Genomic DNA, 15,116 nt, shown 5'->3' on the forward strand with positions numbered 1-15,116 from the left:
CCTGGCCGGACCGCCGGTCGGCGCGGGCGCTGGTGCTCCCGGATACTGCTGGCTGAACGCTCACGGTGTTCCCCTTCGAACGTCGGTGCCGCCGCCCGCCCTGTGTGGGGGCGGCGGCACCGGTGATACTGGTGCGGCTTACTTGACGTTGAAGCCGTTGTCCTTGAGATCGGTGACGGTGATCTCCTGCATGGCCTTCAGGGCGTCGACGAAGGCGGATTCCGTCTTCGCGTCGGCTGCCTTGGCGAACTCGTCGTTGTAGGCGCTGAAGGCGACGTTGACGTTCGGCCCGTAGGTGAAGGGGCTGACCGTCTGCGCCACGTCCCCCGCGACGTCGTAGAAGTCGGGCTGGTTGCTGAAGAACTCCGGTGCCGTCGTCAGGGCTGCTTCGGCTTCCTCGGTGGCTGCCGGGTAGACGTTGGCGACGTCGGCCAGTGCCTGGACCGCCTCGGGATCGGTGTTCAGCCACGTGGCGAACTCGGTCGCGGCCTCGACGTGCTCGCTCTGCGACGTGACGGCGGTGGAGGATCCGCCCCAGTTGCCGGTCGCGTCCTCCCCCTCCCACTGCGGCATGGGGGCGGCCTTCCAGAGGCCCGCGGTCTCCGCGGCGTTGCCGGACAGGACACCCGGCGCCCACACGGCGCTCAGCCAGCCGACCTGGCTGCCGTCGTTGAGCCCGGCATTCCACTCGGGCGTGTACATGGGCTTGTTGTCGATCGCGCCTTCCTCGACGAGTCCGCCCCAGTAGGAGGCGACCTTCTCGGTGGCCTCGCTGTCGATGTCGACACCCCAGGAGTCGCCGTCGATGCTCCACCAGGAGGTTCCTGCCTGCTGTGCCATCCCGGCGAACCAGCCGGCGTCGTTCGCGGAGAACGTGCCGAGGTAGCGCTTGGGGTCGGAGGCGTGCACGGCGCGTGCGACGTCGGCGTACTCCTCCCAGGTGGTGGGCACCTCGAGGCCGAGTTCCTTGAAGACGTCCTCGCGGTAGTAGAACATCATGGGCCCGGAGTCCTGCGGTACGGCGTAGAGGGCGTCCCCGCCGAGGGTGACGGAGGACCAGACACCTTCGGGGAACTTGTCCTCGAGGTCGCCGGCGCCCTCGGAGATGTCTGCCAGGGCATCGGAGGCCACGAGCGTCGGGATCTTCTGGTACTCCGCCTGCATCAGGTCAGGAGCACCGCTGCCCGCATTGATCGCGGTGAGGAGCTTGGTGACCGCAGGGTCTCCGCCGTCCTGCTTGCTGACGGTGACCTGAATCTCCGGGTGCTCCTCGTTCCACAGCTCCACCACCTTCTCGATGTTGGGAGCCCAGGCCCAGAAGCTGAGCTCTACGGGACCTTCGGCGGTGGGTTCGTCCGCAGCGGGACTCGAGCATCCCGCGGTGAGCAGGGCGGTGGCAGCGACGGTAGCCATGGCACCGACGCGAAGAATTGAACGCATTTCGTCCTCCTTGTCGAAAGCAATCCAGTACGCCCCTCGAACGAGTACGGCGCCAGACTGTGAGCGGTTCCAGTAGGTCACAGAGATCCGCGTGCTGTCAAGGTGGGCGGGAAGAGCTACCACTGTGCCCACTGTCCGTGCTAGAACTGGGAGCGCACACAGTCAAAGGAGATTTTCCATGTCGCTTGACCACACCGCGGTCACCACCTCAGGCGCCCTGCCGGGCGCTGCCGTTCCGGGCACCTCCACCGCCCCCGCCAGCCGGTCCTGGCCGGGCGGGACCCAGCAGCTCCGGTACGGCGGGGACTACAACCCGGAGCAGTGGCCGCGTCACGTGTGGCTCGAGGACATCGCGCTCATGCAGCAGGCCGGGATCAACCTGGTCAGCATCGGCATCTTCTCGTGGGCACTGCTGGAGCCGCGCGACGGCGAGTTCGACTTCACCTTCCTCGACGACATCATGGACCTGCTCGCCTCCGCGGGCATCGACGTCGACCTCGGCACCCCGACCGCCGCCCCGCCCGCCTGGTTCTGGAAGAAGTACCCGCAGGCACGCCCGGTGACGCGGGAGGGGCTGACGCTCGGGCACGGCTCGCGCGGCATGGCCTCGCCGAGTTCCCCGGAGTACCGCCACCACGCCGGGCGCATCACGGAGGAGCTCGCACGCCGCTACGCCGGGCACCCGGCGCTGCGCATGTGGCACGTGCACAACGAATACGGGGCCCCGGTCAGCGAATGCTACTCGGAGCACTCGGTGCAGGCCTTCCGCGCCTGGCTCGGCAACCGCTACGGCTCGCTCGATGCACTCAACGACGCCTGGGGCACCACCTTCTGGGGCCAGCGCTACGGCGCGTGGGACGAGATCGATGCACCCCGGCTGAGCGCCAGCGTGGTGAATCCGGCCCACCGCCTCGACTTCAAGCGGTTCACCTCCGACGCACTCCTCGAGTGCTACGTCCTCGAGCGCGACATCATCCGGCAGTACACCCCCGGCCTGCCCGTCACCACCAACTTCATGGCCACCAGCTGCCCGTCCCTGGACTACTGGGCCTGGGCCCGCGAGGTCGACGTCGTCGCCAACGACCACTACCTGACCGCCGAACGGGAGGACAACCACGTGCTCCTGGCGCTCGACGCCGACTTCACGCGCTCCCTCGCCGGCGGCAAGCCGTGGATGCTGATGGAGCACTCCACCTCGGCGGTCAACTGGCAGCCCCGCAACATCGCCAAGCGCCCCGGGGAGATGCTGCGCAACAGCCTCAGCCACGTGGCGCGCGGCGCCGATGCCGTCATGTTCTTCCAGTTCCGGGCCTCGCGGTTCGGAGCGGAGAAGTTCCACTCCGCCATGGTTCCGCACCAGGGCGCGGACTCGCGCATCTTCCGGGAGGTGACCGAACTCGGCGCAACGCTCCGCCGCGCCGGCGCCGTCCGCGGCTCCCGGGTCCACGCGAGGGTCGCCATCCTGTGGGACACCCAGTCCTTCTGGGCGCAGGACCTCGAGTGGCGGCCCTCCGAGGACCTCGACCACCGGGAACGCATCGAGGCCTACTACACGGCTCTGTGGCAGCGGAACGTGACGGTCGACTTCGCGCACCCCGAGCAGGAGCTCGGCGGCTACGACCTCGTCCTCGCGCCCGCCCTCTACGCCGTGTCCCCCACCGCGCGCGGGAACCTCGAGGCATACGTGGCGGAAGGCGGCAACCTCGTGGCCTCCTTCTTCTCCGGCGTGGTGGACGACCACGACGCCGTCCCTGCCGGCGGCTATCCGGGCCAGCTCCGGAACGTCCTCGGACTGACGGTCGCGGAGTGGCTGCCCCTGCGCGAGCACGAGTCCGTGACCCTCGACGACGGCTCGACGGCGGACGTCTGGGCGGAGGACCTCGAGTTGAACGGCGCGCAGGCACACACCGGCTATGCCTCCGGGCCCGCCGCGGGAAAGCCTGCCGTCACCGTGAACGCCTTCGGCAAGGGCACCGCCTGGTACATCTCCACGAGGCCCGCGGCGCCCGCACTCGATGCCCTGCTCGGCGAGGCCCTGGCCGTCGCCGGGATCCCGGACGGCCCCTCGCAGCCCGGGGTGGAGACCGTCAGCCGCACCTCGGACGAAGGAACGTTCACCTTCGTGCTCAACCACACCGACGCCGACTCCGTACTGCCCGTCGGCGGCACCGACCTCGTCAGCGGCAGGACCGTCACGGCCGGCGATCCGCTCGCCGCAGGCGCCTCCGCGGTCATCGAGACCGTCACCGGAGCGTGATCCGCCCCGCCATCCGGCGGGGCACTTAACAGCAGGAACCGCAGTACCCGCAGAGCCCGCTCAGGGGCCTACGTCAAGGAGGACGCATGAGAACACTGCACGCAGCACCGCGCACGAGGAGCGGACGACGGAGGGGCAGGGTGCTGGCCGCCGCGGTACTGGCTGCCATCACCCTGCCCGCAGGGTTGGCGCCGGTATCGGCCGCACCGGCCCCCGCACCGGCCCCCGCTCAGGCCCCCGCACCGGGTGGCATCATCAACCCGGGCTTCGAGGCCGGCCTGACCGGCTGGAAGACCACGGGCAATCCCGCCTCCACCGTCGTCGAGCGCGACGGCGAGGGAGCCCACCTCGCACAGCGGTTGTCCGGGGACGCCACGGCCACCGCCCGCCAGAAGACCGGTGCGCTGGCCGAGGGCTGGTGGACGGTGTCCGCCCGCGTGAAGTCCGAGGGCTCGCTCCGGGCGTCCCGCATCGCCCTGCGGAACTGCGGGACCGACGGCGAGACCGTCATCCCGTCCACCGCGCAGGATGGCGCGTGGCTCACCATCGCGGCCGACGCGTACGTCACGAAGGGCTCCTGCGAGGTGGTCATCGAGACGCGCGGCACGGCCGGCGACTGGGTGGTCGTTGACGATGTCACGCTCCGGCCCGGGTCCGTCTCCCGCGCCGTCCGCGGTGCCGACCTGTCCAACCTGGCCAAGAACGAGGACAACGGCGCCGTCTACTACGATGCCGCGGGGCAGCCCGTGGATGGCGTCCAGGCGTTCGCCGACGCCGGCGCGAACATGGTGCGGCTGAAGGTCTGGGTCGACCCCGCCGACGGCTACAACACCACCGACGAGGTCGTGGCGACGGCGAAGCGCGCGAAGGCCGCCGGCATGCAGGTGCTCGTCGACTTCCACTACAGCGACCGCTGGACCGACCCGGGAGCCCAGGGGATGCCCGCTGCCTGGGTGGACCTGGACGCCGAGGCCGTCGCGGACGCCGTGTACCAGCACACGCACGATGTCCTGACGGCCCTGAAGGACGCGGGAGCGACGGCGGACGCGGTCCAGGTGGGCAACGAGATCAACCCCGGCATGCTGTGGCCCCTCGGCCAGACCTGGGACGTCATCCCCGGCGACGGCGTCGACGGCGCGCAGTGGGACAACCTCGCCCTGTTCCTCTCGGCCGGTTCCCGTGCCGTCAAGGACGTCAGCGCCGACACGGACGTGATCCTGCACCTGACCAACATCAACAATGGCATCGGCGGCCTGACCTGGTGGTTCGACGAGGTCACGGCACGCGGCGTGCAGTTCGACACCATCGGGCTCTCCTACTACGGCTACTGGCACGGCTCGATGGCCGACCTGCAGAACGCCGTCACCACGCTGTCCGCCCGATACGACCGCGATGTGCTGGTGGTGGAGAACTCCTACCCCTTCACGCTGGCCGACGATCCGGACCATCCGTGGCAGAACGTCATCGACCTCGCATCGGAACTGGTGCCGGGCTACCCGGCGACACCCGAGGGCCAGGCCGCGAACTTCCGCGCGGTACAGGACGTCGTCGCCTCCGCTCCCGGCGGGCGGGGCGTCGGCGTCGTGAGCTGGGAACCGGCCTGGACCGCCGTCGAGGGCAACGGCTGGGATCCTGCCGACCCTGCGAGCGGCAATGCCTGGGAAAACCAGGCGATGTTCGACTTCGAGGGCCGCGCGCTGCCTGCCCTCGCCGAGTACGCCCCGGACCCCGAGCCGCGTCGCACGCCGTAACCCTGCGGTCCGCAGGACCTGGTGCGTCCCCCGCCCGTCGGGGGACGCACTAGGTTCTTAAGGGGGCACCCGGGCGGGACCGCCCGATGCGTAGGGAGAGAACATGCTGGGAGTACTGGGGGGATTCGCCGTCGTCGGCGCGGTGATCGTCATCGGCTATGTCGCCGGACGCCTGGTCATCGGCGGACCGCAGGCCGGTTTCGCACTGAACCAGATGGCGTTCTTCGTGACCAATCCGGCGCTGCTCTTCACCGTCCTGGCCGACGCGGACCTCGGTTCGGTGTTCTCCGAGTACATGCCGATCGCGCTCATCTCCTCCCTGGCGATCGCCGTCCTCTACGTCCTCATCAGCAGGTTCCTCTTCCGCAGGCCGGCGGCCGAGACGGCCATCGGGGCGATGGCGAGTTCCTACGTGAATGCCAACAACATCGGCATCCCCATCGCGCTCTACGCCCTCGGTGATGCCACGCCGGTCGCCCCCGTGCTGCTCGTGCAGCTCCTGCTGCTCGCTCCCCTCTACCTGACGGTCCTCGACCTCACCTCGAGCCGGAAACCCTCGTTCCGGGCCTTCCTGACCCAGCCCTTCCGGAATCCGATGATCATCGCGTCCCTGCTGGGCGTCGCGGTGGCCGCCACGGGATTCCGCCCGCCGGGCCCGGTATGGGATTCCCTGGTACTCCTCGGCGGCGCCGCCGTGCCCATGGTCCTGCTGTCCTTCGGGATGTCCTTGCCGGGGAGCCGGCCACTTCGACGCAGCCCGGACCGCCTGCAGGTCCTCACGGCCACGGCTCTCAAGAGCGCCCTCATGCCGGTGGTCGCCTACCTGACCGCGCACCACCTCTTCGGGCTCGACGGCCACAAGCTGCTCGCCGCCGTCGTCGTATCGGCGCTGCCCACCGCGCAGAACGTCTTCATGTTCGCCAGCCGGTACGGCCGCGGCATCCCGCTGGCCCGGGACACGGTGCTGCTGTCCTCCGTGCTCGCGATCCCGGCGCTCATCGTCGTCGCCGCACTCCTCGCCTGAACGGGCACCCCGTTCCCGGGTAGGGGCGAAAGAACTAAGGGACCTGCTTGTCGCGGTCGCCCACGGCACCTACTCTTTCTCCGGTCGCCGTGCACCCACGGCCAGCAGATTGGACAGGCATGAGCAGCAGGATCTCCCCGGACGAACCGTTCCCCGCCGACCTCGGCCGGCTGCGGGACCAGGAGGTCGAGGTCCTGAACAGCAAGGTCCACCGGGAGATCGAGCACGAGTGGGCGGAGGACGGCGAAGTCGATCCCGAGACGGCGTCCCGCAAGGACGAGATCACCGATGAGCTCGACGACCGCGACGCGGGGCCGCGCCTGACGCTCGTGCCCCGGCAGGACGACGGGGAGGACGACGGCGAGGACGACGGGGAGGACGACGGTGCCGGGCGCCCGACGACAGCCCTCACCGGCGAGCGGGAGCCGGCTCGCGGCGGGACGGGCACCGCGGGCCGGGCCTAGATGTACTGGGCTGGGACGTTGTTGACGCTTGGGGCTTGATACGAGGAGGACCTCCGGGCTTAGTGGAGCTGTCTAGTTCCCACACTTCGCGACCGGAGGTCCTCGTGTCCCACGTTAATGCTCGTCTGACGGTGCATGGAAGACAGTTGCTTGTTGATCGGGTGGCGGCAGGTCGCCCGGTCGCCCATATCGCTGCCGAGTTGGGCGTGTCCCGGCAGACCGCGTACCGGTGGGTCGGCCGGTACCGGGCCGAAGGAACCGCGGGGCTGCGGGACCGTTCGAGCCGACCACGATCATCGCCCAGGCGTACCAGCGCCGATCGGGAACAGGAAGTCCTGCAGGCCCGGCAGGCTCTGCGCTTCGGGCCGTTGCGCATCGCGGCAGTCACAGGTGTCCCGGCACGCACCGTGACCCGGATCCTGCACCGCCATCAGGTGCCGCGGCTCGCGGACTGCGATCCGCTCACCGGGACCCCAATTCGTGCGTCGCGGGCGAGCTCGAACCGGTACGAGCGCACCACCCCCGGCGAGCTGGTCCACCTGGACGTCAAAAAACTCGGACGGATACCGGCCGGTGGTGGCTGGCGGGCGCACGGGCGTTCCGAGCAGGTCAGAGGCCGCGGCATCGGCTACGACTACGTCCACGTCGCCATCGATGATCACACCCGGGTCGGGTACGCCGAAGTCCTCCCCGACGAAAAAGGCGCAACCGCCGCGGGGTTCCTCGTCCGCGCCGGCATCTACTTCGCCGAACAAGGCATCAACCGTATCGAACGCGTCATCACCGACAACGCCTTCGCCTACCGCAACTCCGCCGCATTCGCCCGGGCCGTGGCGGACCTCGGAGCCGTTCAACGCTTCATCAAACCCCACTGCCCCTGGACCAACGGCAAAGCCGAACGCTTCAACCGCACACTCCAAACCGAATGGGCCTACCGCCAGGTCTTCACCAGCAGCGCTCAACGCCAAGCCGCCCTTGCACCCTGGCTCCAGCACTACAACACTGAACGCATCCACACCGGCATCGGAGCCACACCCATCACCCGAGTGTCACCAACCTGATGGCCCAGTACACCTAGAACAGGAACAAAGAGGTTTTGCCCGAGGCAACAGGAATGCCCTGCGTCCCCGCGGTGTTGTTGCAGTAGTCAAAGCCGTCTCTCGGCTTGACTGGAGTATGCCCTTCGGTTTTCAACGGAGCAGCCGGGGCTCTGACCGCCGTAAGACCTCTGATTGGTGTCCCTTGTCTGTTTCCTCCGTGCCGGTGAAGACCGCCGTGCCCTTCCCCTACATCGGGCTGCTGTCCCTTGCGGGGGCGATCTTCGTCTCCGTGACCAGCGAGTTCCTGCCCACCGGCCTCCTGCCGGCGATGGCCCGCGACCTGAACGTGGGCCTCTCGACGGCCGGATACCTCGTGACGATCTTCGCGGGGACCGTCGTCGTCGCGACCACGCCCCTGGCCGCCCTGACCCAGCGGTACTCACGCAAGTCGCTGATCGTCGTCGTGCTCCTCGTGATCGCCGTGGCGAACATCATCGCGGCGATCGCCCCGACCTACGGCGTCCTGGTCGCAGCGCGTATCCTCGGCGGGCTGGCGCACGGGCTCTTCTGGGCCGTCGTCGCCGCCTACGCCGCGCACCTCGTCCCGGCCCACCAGCTCGGCAAGGCCATCGCCATCACCGCCGGCGGTGGAACGGCGGCGTTCGTCCTCGGCGTCCCGGTCGGGACCGCGATCGGCAACGCCCTCGGCTGGCGTACGGCCTTCACCATCATCGGAGTGGCCGTCGCCGCCCTGGCCCTCGTCATCGTGAAGTTCCTGCCTCCGGTCAACCATCACGGAGAACGGAAGGCCGGCGAGGAGCGCGTCCCGCTGCGCCGCGACCCCAGCTTCAGGGCCGTGATCCTGCTGTGCACCGTCATCCTGATCCTGCTGACCGGGCAGAACACCTTCTACACGTACATCGCCCCCTGGCTGACGGATGTCTCCACCTTCGAGCCCGGGTCGGTCGCCCTCGTCCTGTTCCTCTACGGCGGCGCAGGCATCATCGGTCTCGTGGGAGCCGGGTACGCGGCCGACCGCTTCCCCCGCAAGGCGTTCGCGGGCGTCGTCCTGGTGGTCATGGCGGCAGTCCTCACCCTCGCGCTGGCCACCGCCAACACCGTGGTGGTCCTCATCGCCGTCATCGTCTGGGGCGCCGCGTTCGGCGGCATCCCCGCCCTGCTGCAGACCCGCATGCTCCGGACGGCGTCCTTCCGGACACGCGACCTCTCCGCGGCCCTGCAGACGACGGCGTTCAACGTCGGCATCGGCGGGGGCGCCCTCCTCGGCGGACTCCTGCTGGACGGCATCGGCCTCGAGGTCCTCCCGTTCGTCATGATCCTGCTCGTCGCCGTCGGCCTCTCCCTCAGCCTCGCCACCGACACCGCCAAGGACCGCAGGGAGCGGCACCGCCTCCGCGCCGGCTGACCTGCCGCAGCCCGCCCGGGATCCGCCGCCAGCACGCCGTTCGGCCGGCGTCCGGGTGGGAACTTCGTCACATCCGGGCGCCGGCACCGGTGGGACGAGCGGGCACCGGACCTCCGGCGTCGAGGAGCGTCACCGACCTCGGCGTCAGGACTGTCCGCAACGGCCGGAAATCGCCGTCGTTGCAGGGAAGCAGGCGGATCAGAGGCACCCGCCGCCAGCCCTGGCCGTGGCCCCGCGACACGGGGCGGTCCCGTCGTGGAAGGCCTGGGCAAGCGGGATTTCAGGATGGAATCGGCCCTGACCCGTCGGCGAGCCGCGCGTACCCTAAGCCCTATGTCTAATTCCACCGAGCCCATTCAAGGATTCCCGCCCGGCGAGGAGACGCCCTTCGAGGCCCCTCCCGGGGAGGCGCCCGCGAAGGCCGTGCTGGACCGGCCGGTCCTCTTCGTCTCGCTCTCCATCGTCATCCTCCTGATGCTGGCGGCGGTCCTCTTCCCCGGGGCGTTCTCCGACGTGACCTCGTCGATGCTGAAGGGCCTCGTGGCCACCTTCGGCTGGGCCTTCGTCGCCACGGCCACCGGATTCGTGGTCTTCGCCCTCTTCCTCGCCTTCAGCAAGTACGGCCGCATCCCCCTCGGCGAGGACGGCGAGAAGCCCGAGTACTCGAGGGTTTCCTGGATCGCCATGATGTTCAGTGCCGGCATGGGCATCGGGCTCATGTTCTACGGCGTCACCGAACCCATCTCCCACTACCTCACCCCGCCCGTCGACGGGATCTCGCCCGCGACGCCGGAAGCGGCCCGCCAGGCCATGAACTACACGCTGTTCCACTGGGCCATCCACCCCTGGGCCATCTACGCCGTCGTCGGCCTGGCGCTCGCCTATTCGGCCTTCCGCAAGGGCCGTGGTGCCGGCTTCAGTGGCGCCTTCACGGCCCTGTTCCGCGGCCGTCCCACGCCGAAGGGCCTGCGCGCCATCGACGTCTTCGCGATCTTCGCGACCCTCTTCGGCTCCGCCACGTCCCTCGGCCTCGGCGTCCTGCAGATCAACGGCGGACTCTCGAAGGTCTTCGGCGTGGGCAGCAGCCTGGGACTGCAGATCACGCTGATCGCCGTCCTCACCGTCTGCTTCGTCCTGTCGGCCGTCAGCGGCGTCAGCCGCGGCATCAAGTGGCTCTCCAACGGCAACATGATCCTCGCCCTCGCCCTGCTGTTCTTCCTGTTCGTCGTGGGACCCACGGTCTTCATCCTCGAGCTCATCCCGGCCTCGGCGGGCAGCTACCTCATCGGCCTCCCCCAGATGGCGTCCCGCACGGGCGCCTTCGGCGGCCACGAATGGCTCGCGGCGTGGACCATCTTCTACTGGGCCTGGTGGGTCTCCTGGACCCCCTTCGTGGGCTCGTTCCTCGCGAAGATCTCCCGCGGGCGCACCATCCGCGAGTTCGTCCTCGGCGTCGTGGCCGTGCCCAGTTTCATCAGCCTCATCTGGTTCAGTGTCTGGGGCGGTTCGGCCCTCACCCTGCAGAACAACGGGGTCGACATCGCGGCCGCGAACGCGGAGAGCCAGGAATCGGCGATGTTCGCCCTCCTGTCGCAGTACCCGCTGGCGTCCGTCACCTCGATCCTGGTGGTCGTCCTCGTTGCGGTCTTCTTCATCTCGGGCGCCGATGCGTCCTCGATCGTGCTGGGGTCGTTGTCCTCCTTCGGCGCTGCCGTCCCGCGCAAGTGGCTCACCATCCTGTGGGGCGCCCTGACGGGCGGAGTGGCCGCCGTCCTGCTCTCGGTGGGAAGCCTCGAGGCGCTGCAGACGCTGACCATCATCGCCGCAGCCCCGTTCCTGCTCGTGATGATCGGACTGTGCGTGGCGCTCATGATGGACCTCTCGAAGGATCCGCTCATCACCGGGGCGCGTCGCACCGGATCGCGCGCCGCACTGCAGACCGGATTGCGGACCCGCTTGCGCACCGGATCACGCACCGGATCACGCACCGGCTCGCGCACCGGACTGCAGATCGGATTGCGCACCGGATCGCGCACCGGATCGCGTGCCGCCCGGAAGGCTCCCCAGGCGAAGTCCTGACCTCCCCGGGGGGGGGCGATGTGCTGGGCGGGAACCCGCGGGGCAGAATAGTGCGATGCGCGCTGTCTGCTTCGACGGGTTCTCCGCCCGCCCTGTCCTCCGGGACGTCCCCGAGCCCGTTCCATCGCCGGGAGGCGTCGTCGTCCGCGTCGAGGCCACGGGCCTGTGCCGCAGCGACGTGCACGGGTGGCTGGGGCACGACGACGGCATCACCCTCCCGCACGTCCCCGGTCACGAGCTGGTGGGCACCATCACCGCGGTCGGCGACGACGTCCGCCACTTCGCCGTGGGGAACCGCGTCACCACGCCGTTCGTCTGCGCCTGCGGGCGCTGCCCGGAGTGCCTGTCCGGCAACGGGCAGGTGTGCCGCAACCAGACGCAGCCGGGTTTCACGCACTGGGGCTCCTTCGCCGACCTCGTGGCCCTGCATGACGCCGACATCAACCTGATCGTGGTGCCCCCTTCGCTCGACAGCGGCGCCGCCGCACTGCTCGGCTGCCGGTTCGCGACGTCGTACCGGGGCCTCGTGCACCAGGCGCGCCTCGGAGCCGGCGAGACCCTCCTGGTGGTCGGCTGCGGCGGCGTGGGCCTGAGCGCCGTGATGATCGGTGCGGCCCTGGGCGCGGAGGTGGTCGCCGTCGACATCGACGCCGCCGCACTGGAGCGGGCCGGGAGGTTCGGCGCCGCCAGGACCGTGAATTCCTCCGGCCTGCCGCGCGACGCCGTGCTCGAGGCCGTGCGCGCGACGGCGCCGTCGGGCTTCGACGTCTCCGTGGACGCCCTCGGACGCGAGGAGACGGCCGCCGTCGGGATCCTCTCGCTGCGGCCGCGCGGCCGCCACGTGCAGATCGGCCTCTTCCCCTCGGACCCCGTCATCCCCATGGGCGCGGTCATCGGCAAGGAGCTCTCCATCCTGGGCAGCCACGGCATGCCGGCGCGGGACTACCCCGGGCTGCTCGACCTGGTGGCGGCGGACCGCCTGCGCCCACAGGACCTCATCGAACGGACCATCTCCCTCGCGGACGTGCCGGACGCCCTCGTGGCCATGGCGGGCGACCGATCGGCGGGCGGGGTCACCGTCGTCGACCTTCGCTTGTGACACCCGCGCGGGGGCTGCATTACCGCTTGCGTCTCCCGCGTGGTGATACTGGGGCATGAATGCTTTCTCGCCCGCCGCGGAGGCAGCGCACTCCGTCACCCTGAGGTTCCTCGCCTCCCCCACCGACCTCGGCCACAGCGGATCGGTCGACGCCGGCACGGTGCTCGAGTGGGTGGACAAGGCCGCCTACGCCGCCGCCGTCGGCTGGGCGAAGACCTACTGCGTCACCGCCTACGTGGGCAACATCCACTTCGCGGATCCCGTGGTGGTGGGCGACCTCGTGGAGGTAGAGGCCACCATCGTCCACACCGGTACGTCCTCCATGCACATCCGGACCGTCGTCTCGTCGGGATCCGTCTCGGGTGACGACGGCGGACGGCGCAGCGAATGCCTGGTGATCTTCGTGGCGGTGGGGCCCGATGGCAAACCCGTGCCCGTCCCCGCGTTCGAACCCCGGACCGACGCCGAACGCCTGGACAGCGACCACGCCGTGGCACGCATCGACGTGCGCAGGGAGATCGTGGAGGAGATGAGCCGCCAGGAGTACACCGACGCCGGGACCGCCGAACGCACCGTCCTCCGGTTCCTCGCCGCGCCGACCGACGTCAACTGGGGCGGAAAGGTCCACGGCGGCACGGTCATGGACTGGATCGACGAGGCCGCCTACGTCTGCTCCACGCGCTACTGCGGACTGGACACCGTCGCGGTCTTCTCGGGCGGCGTGCGGTTCCTGAAGCCGCTGCATATCGGCGATGTCGTCGAGGTGGAAGCGCGGCTGGTCTACACCGGGCACAAGGGCATGCACGTCGCGGTGCACGTCCGCTCCGGCAGCCCCCGGTCCCGGGAGATGGCGCTGACCACCACGTGCCTCACGGTCATGGTGGCGCGCGACGACGAGGGTACGGCTGTCCCGGTCCCGCCCTGGGTCCCGCGTTCGGACGAGGACCGGCGCCTCCACGAGCACGCGCGGAACCTGCTGCTCATCCGCAGCCGGGCGCCCGGAAGCATCCTGCCCACCCACCTGCGACCGGAGGCTTCGGACTCCGCGGGGAGTGTCAGCCGATCGTCGCCGACCGCGCCGGGACGCTGAGCGTCCTGCCGTACGCGGTGACGGAGCGCGTGATGGTCGTGGTGTTGACCGCCACGACCTTCCCGTTGGACAGCCGCACCACAGTGACTCCGGCGAACTTCAGCGGCGCCGCCGTGGCGTAGGCGCCCGACGTCACCGCCGTCGTGAGCGCGGTGACCTGGGCGTCGGTGGAGCTGACCGACGCCGTGGTGACCGTCTCGAAGTTCGCGTCGTCGTCCCAGGCATTGTCCTGGCAGGTGGGCTCGGCCTGCGAGAGGGTCGCAGTCATCCGGAGGGCACTGCTCGTGCGGGTCTGCAGCAGGTGCCCCAGCGTCATGCGGTGATCGAGGGTGCGTCGGGTCTTCGCCGCCGCCACGACGGATGACCGGGAGCCGAACCCGTCGCGCAGGCACGGAGCGGAGGTCCCGATGTCGTTGCCCTGGCGGTAGGCGGTCGTCGGCAGTTCGCGCAGCGGCACCGAGTAATCGTGCTCCACCACGGGCATCCCCGCTGCGGTGATGGTCTGGTACGCCGCGCTCGCCTGGTCCAGGTCGATCGCCGGCAGCGGCCGGCCCGTGCCGGTCGCGACGACGTGCTCGCGGAGCGCGAAATCGACGGAGCGCGTGGCTGCCAGCGTCCTGGCGAGGGTCACCTGGTTGCTCCACGCCGGGTAGACGCCGAGGTTCACCGCGACGGGTACGTCCCGGCCCATGGTGCGTGTGAGCGTCGCGTCGAAGCGCTGGACGGCGGCGATCAGGGCGCGGCCGTAGGCGTCGTCGTCGGGCCAGGGGCCCCACTGCCCGACGTCGACCATGTCCTGGCCGTGGGAGGGGGACATGGACGCGTCGTCGAGGAAGATGCCGTCGAACCGGGCGGGGGCGGCGTTGGTGGTCCCGCGCTGCGCATCGGTGCTCAGGAGCGTGTGTGCCGTGGCCGCGCAGGCGTCGGCGTAGGCCGGGGAGAGGTCGGCGACCGTCAGGTAGGAGAACCCCGGATAGCTCGCCTGGCCGTCCTCGTTCCGGGCCACCCGGGAGTTCGACGTGGTGACGCCGAACTGCTTCCCGGCGTCGGTCGCGGTGTCGGCGCAGGAGTTCTGGAAGACGCCGTTCCAGGACTCGAAGTCCCTCATGGCACCGATGTTCAGGTAGGCGAGGAAGGTGGTTCCCGGGTTGGCGGCCTTCATGTCGGAGAGCGTGCAGTCCCCGGGGGCATCCGTGGTCGCCATCATCGGATCGACGATCGCCACGGAGACCTTGCCCGTGAGTGCCGCTCCCGGGCAGAGCAGCTGGCCCTGCCGGTAGCCCTGCAGATAGGCGGGCAGTTGCTGCCCCGTGCTCGTGGTCAGGCTGCCGGCACTCGCGGGCGTGGCGAGTGAGCAGACGGCGAAGGCGACAGCGAGTGCCGCGGAAACGAGAGTTGCCCCAGCGGCATTCAGTTTCATACCCACATAGTGGGGCACTCCCGGAG

The 15,116-nt window shown here is 69.8% G+C and carries 11 protein-coding genes; 9 read left to right on the forward strand and 2 right to left on the reverse strand.

Translation table 11 applies throughout. The features are described 5' to 3' along the window. Positions 1–138: 138 nt before the first annotated feature. On the reverse strand, positions 139–1,440 hold the full coding sequence (locus P5G52_RS00915) for an ABC transporter substrate-binding protein (protein WP_301224109.1): 1,302 nt from the start codon (positions 1,438–1,440) through the stop codon (positions 139–141). Between the two features lie 178 nt (positions 1,441–1,618). Here P5G52_RS00915 and P5G52_RS00920 point away from each other — a divergent pair, with 178 nt between their 5' ends. The 9 genes from P5G52_RS00920 (at position 1,619) to P5G52_RS00960 (ending at position 13,670) form a co-directional block, all read left to right on the forward strand. Continuing rightward, positions 1,619–3,697, forward strand: coding sequence for a beta-galactosidase (locus P5G52_RS00920; protein WP_301224110.1), 2,079 nt, complete (start codon positions 1,619–1,621; stop codon positions 3,695–3,697). A gap of 86 nt (positions 3,698–3,783) precedes the next feature. Then, the gene (locus P5G52_RS00925; protein ID WP_301224111.1) at positions 3,784–5,448 is read left to right on the forward strand and encodes a glycoside hydrolase family 53 protein; all 1,665 of its coding nucleotides are present in this window, start codon (positions 3,784–3,786) and stop codon (positions 5,446–5,448) included. 103 nt (positions 5,449–5,551) lie between these two features. Then, positions 5,552–6,472: an AEC family transporter gene (locus P5G52_RS00930; protein ID WP_301224112.1), complete on the forward strand. Its 921-nt coding sequence runs from the start codon at positions 5,552–5,554 to the stop codon at positions 6,470–6,472. Positions 6,473–6,591: 119 nt separating this feature from the next. Beyond that, positions 6,592–6,936: a hypothetical protein gene (locus P5G52_RS00935; RefSeq protein WP_301224113.1), complete on the forward strand. Its 345-nt coding sequence runs from the start codon at positions 6,592–6,594 to the stop codon at positions 6,934–6,936. Positions 6,937–7,040: 104 nt separating this feature from the next. After that, positions 7,041–7,997 (forward strand): IS481 family transposase, encoded by a 957-nt coding sequence (locus P5G52_RS00940; RefSeq protein WP_301224114.1) that lies wholly within the window; start codon positions 7,041–7,043, stop codon positions 7,995–7,997. Between the two features lie 181 nt (positions 7,998–8,178). Continuing rightward, on the forward strand, positions 8,179–9,402 hold the full coding sequence (locus P5G52_RS00945; protein ID WP_301224115.1) for an MFS transporter: 1,224 nt from the start codon (positions 8,179–8,181) through the stop codon (positions 9,400–9,402). A gap of 333 nt (positions 9,403–9,735) precedes the next feature. After that, positions 9,736–11,481: a BCCT family transporter gene (locus P5G52_RS00950; protein WP_301224116.1), complete on the forward strand. Its 1,746-nt coding sequence runs from the start codon at positions 9,736–9,738 to the stop codon at positions 11,479–11,481. A 55-nt stretch (positions 11,482–11,536) separates the two neighbouring features. Beyond that, positions 11,537–12,580 (forward strand): zinc-dependent alcohol dehydrogenase family protein, encoded by a 1,044-nt coding sequence (locus P5G52_RS00955; RefSeq protein WP_301224117.1) that lies wholly within the window; start codon positions 11,537–11,539, stop codon positions 12,578–12,580. A 55-nt stretch (positions 12,581–12,635) separates the two neighbouring features. Continuing rightward, the gene (locus P5G52_RS00960; protein ID WP_301224118.1) at positions 12,636–13,670 is read left to right on the forward strand and encodes an acyl-CoA thioesterase; all 1,035 of its coding nucleotides are present in this window, start codon (positions 12,636–12,638) and stop codon (positions 13,668–13,670) included. On the opposite strand, the gene P5G52_RS00965 is transcribed toward P5G52_RS00960, so the two are convergent. Further along, complete coding sequence (locus P5G52_RS00965; protein WP_301224119.1) at positions 13,636–15,090, reverse strand: hypothetical protein; 1,455 nt, start codon at positions 15,088–15,090, stop codon at positions 13,636–13,638. The genes P5G52_RS00960 and P5G52_RS00965 overlap by 35 nt on opposite strands. Between the last annotated feature and the right edge of the window lie 26 nt (positions 15,091–15,116).

Origin of the sequence: Arthrobacter burdickii (assembly GCF_030433645.1) — a bacterium.
GTDB classification, from domain to species: domain Bacteria; phylum Actinomycetota; class Actinomycetes; order Actinomycetales; family Micrococcaceae; genus Arthrobacter_D; species Arthrobacter_D burdickii.

Bases quoted from the DNA above. Each gene is read 5' to 3' on its own strand.
- P5G52_RS00915 (WP_301224109.1), bottom strand. From the start codon at position 1,440: ATGCGTTCAATTCTTCGCGTCGGTGCCATGGCTACCGTCGCTGCCACC.
- P5G52_RS00920 (WP_301224110.1), top strand. From the start codon at position 1,619: ATGTCGCTTGACCACACCGCGGTCACCACCTCAGGCGCCCTGCCGGGC.
- P5G52_RS00925 (WP_301224111.1), top strand. From the start codon at position 3,784: ATGAGAACACTGCACGCAGCACCGCGCACGAGGAGCGGACGACGGAGG.
- P5G52_RS00930 (WP_301224112.1), top strand. From the start codon at position 5,552: ATGCTGGGAGTACTGGGGGGATTCGCCGTCGTCGGCGCGGTGATCGTC.
- P5G52_RS00935 (WP_301224113.1), top strand. From the start codon at position 6,592: ATGAGCAGCAGGATCTCCCCGGACGAACCGTTCCCCGCCGACCTCGGC.
- P5G52_RS00950 (WP_301224116.1), top strand. From the start codon at position 9,736: ATGTCTAATTCCACCGAGCCCATTCAAGGATTCCCGCCCGGCGAGGAG.
- P5G52_RS00955 (WP_301224117.1), top strand. From the start codon at position 11,537: ATGCGCGCTGTCTGCTTCGACGGGTTCTCCGCCCGCCCTGTCCTCCGG.
- P5G52_RS00960 (WP_301224118.1), top strand. From the start codon at position 12,636: ATGAATGCTTTCTCGCCCGCCGCGGAGGCAGCGCACTCCGTCACCCTG.
- P5G52_RS00965 (WP_301224119.1), bottom strand. From the start codon at position 15,090: ATGAAACTGAATGCCGCTGGGGCAACTCTCGTTTCCGCGGCACTCGCT.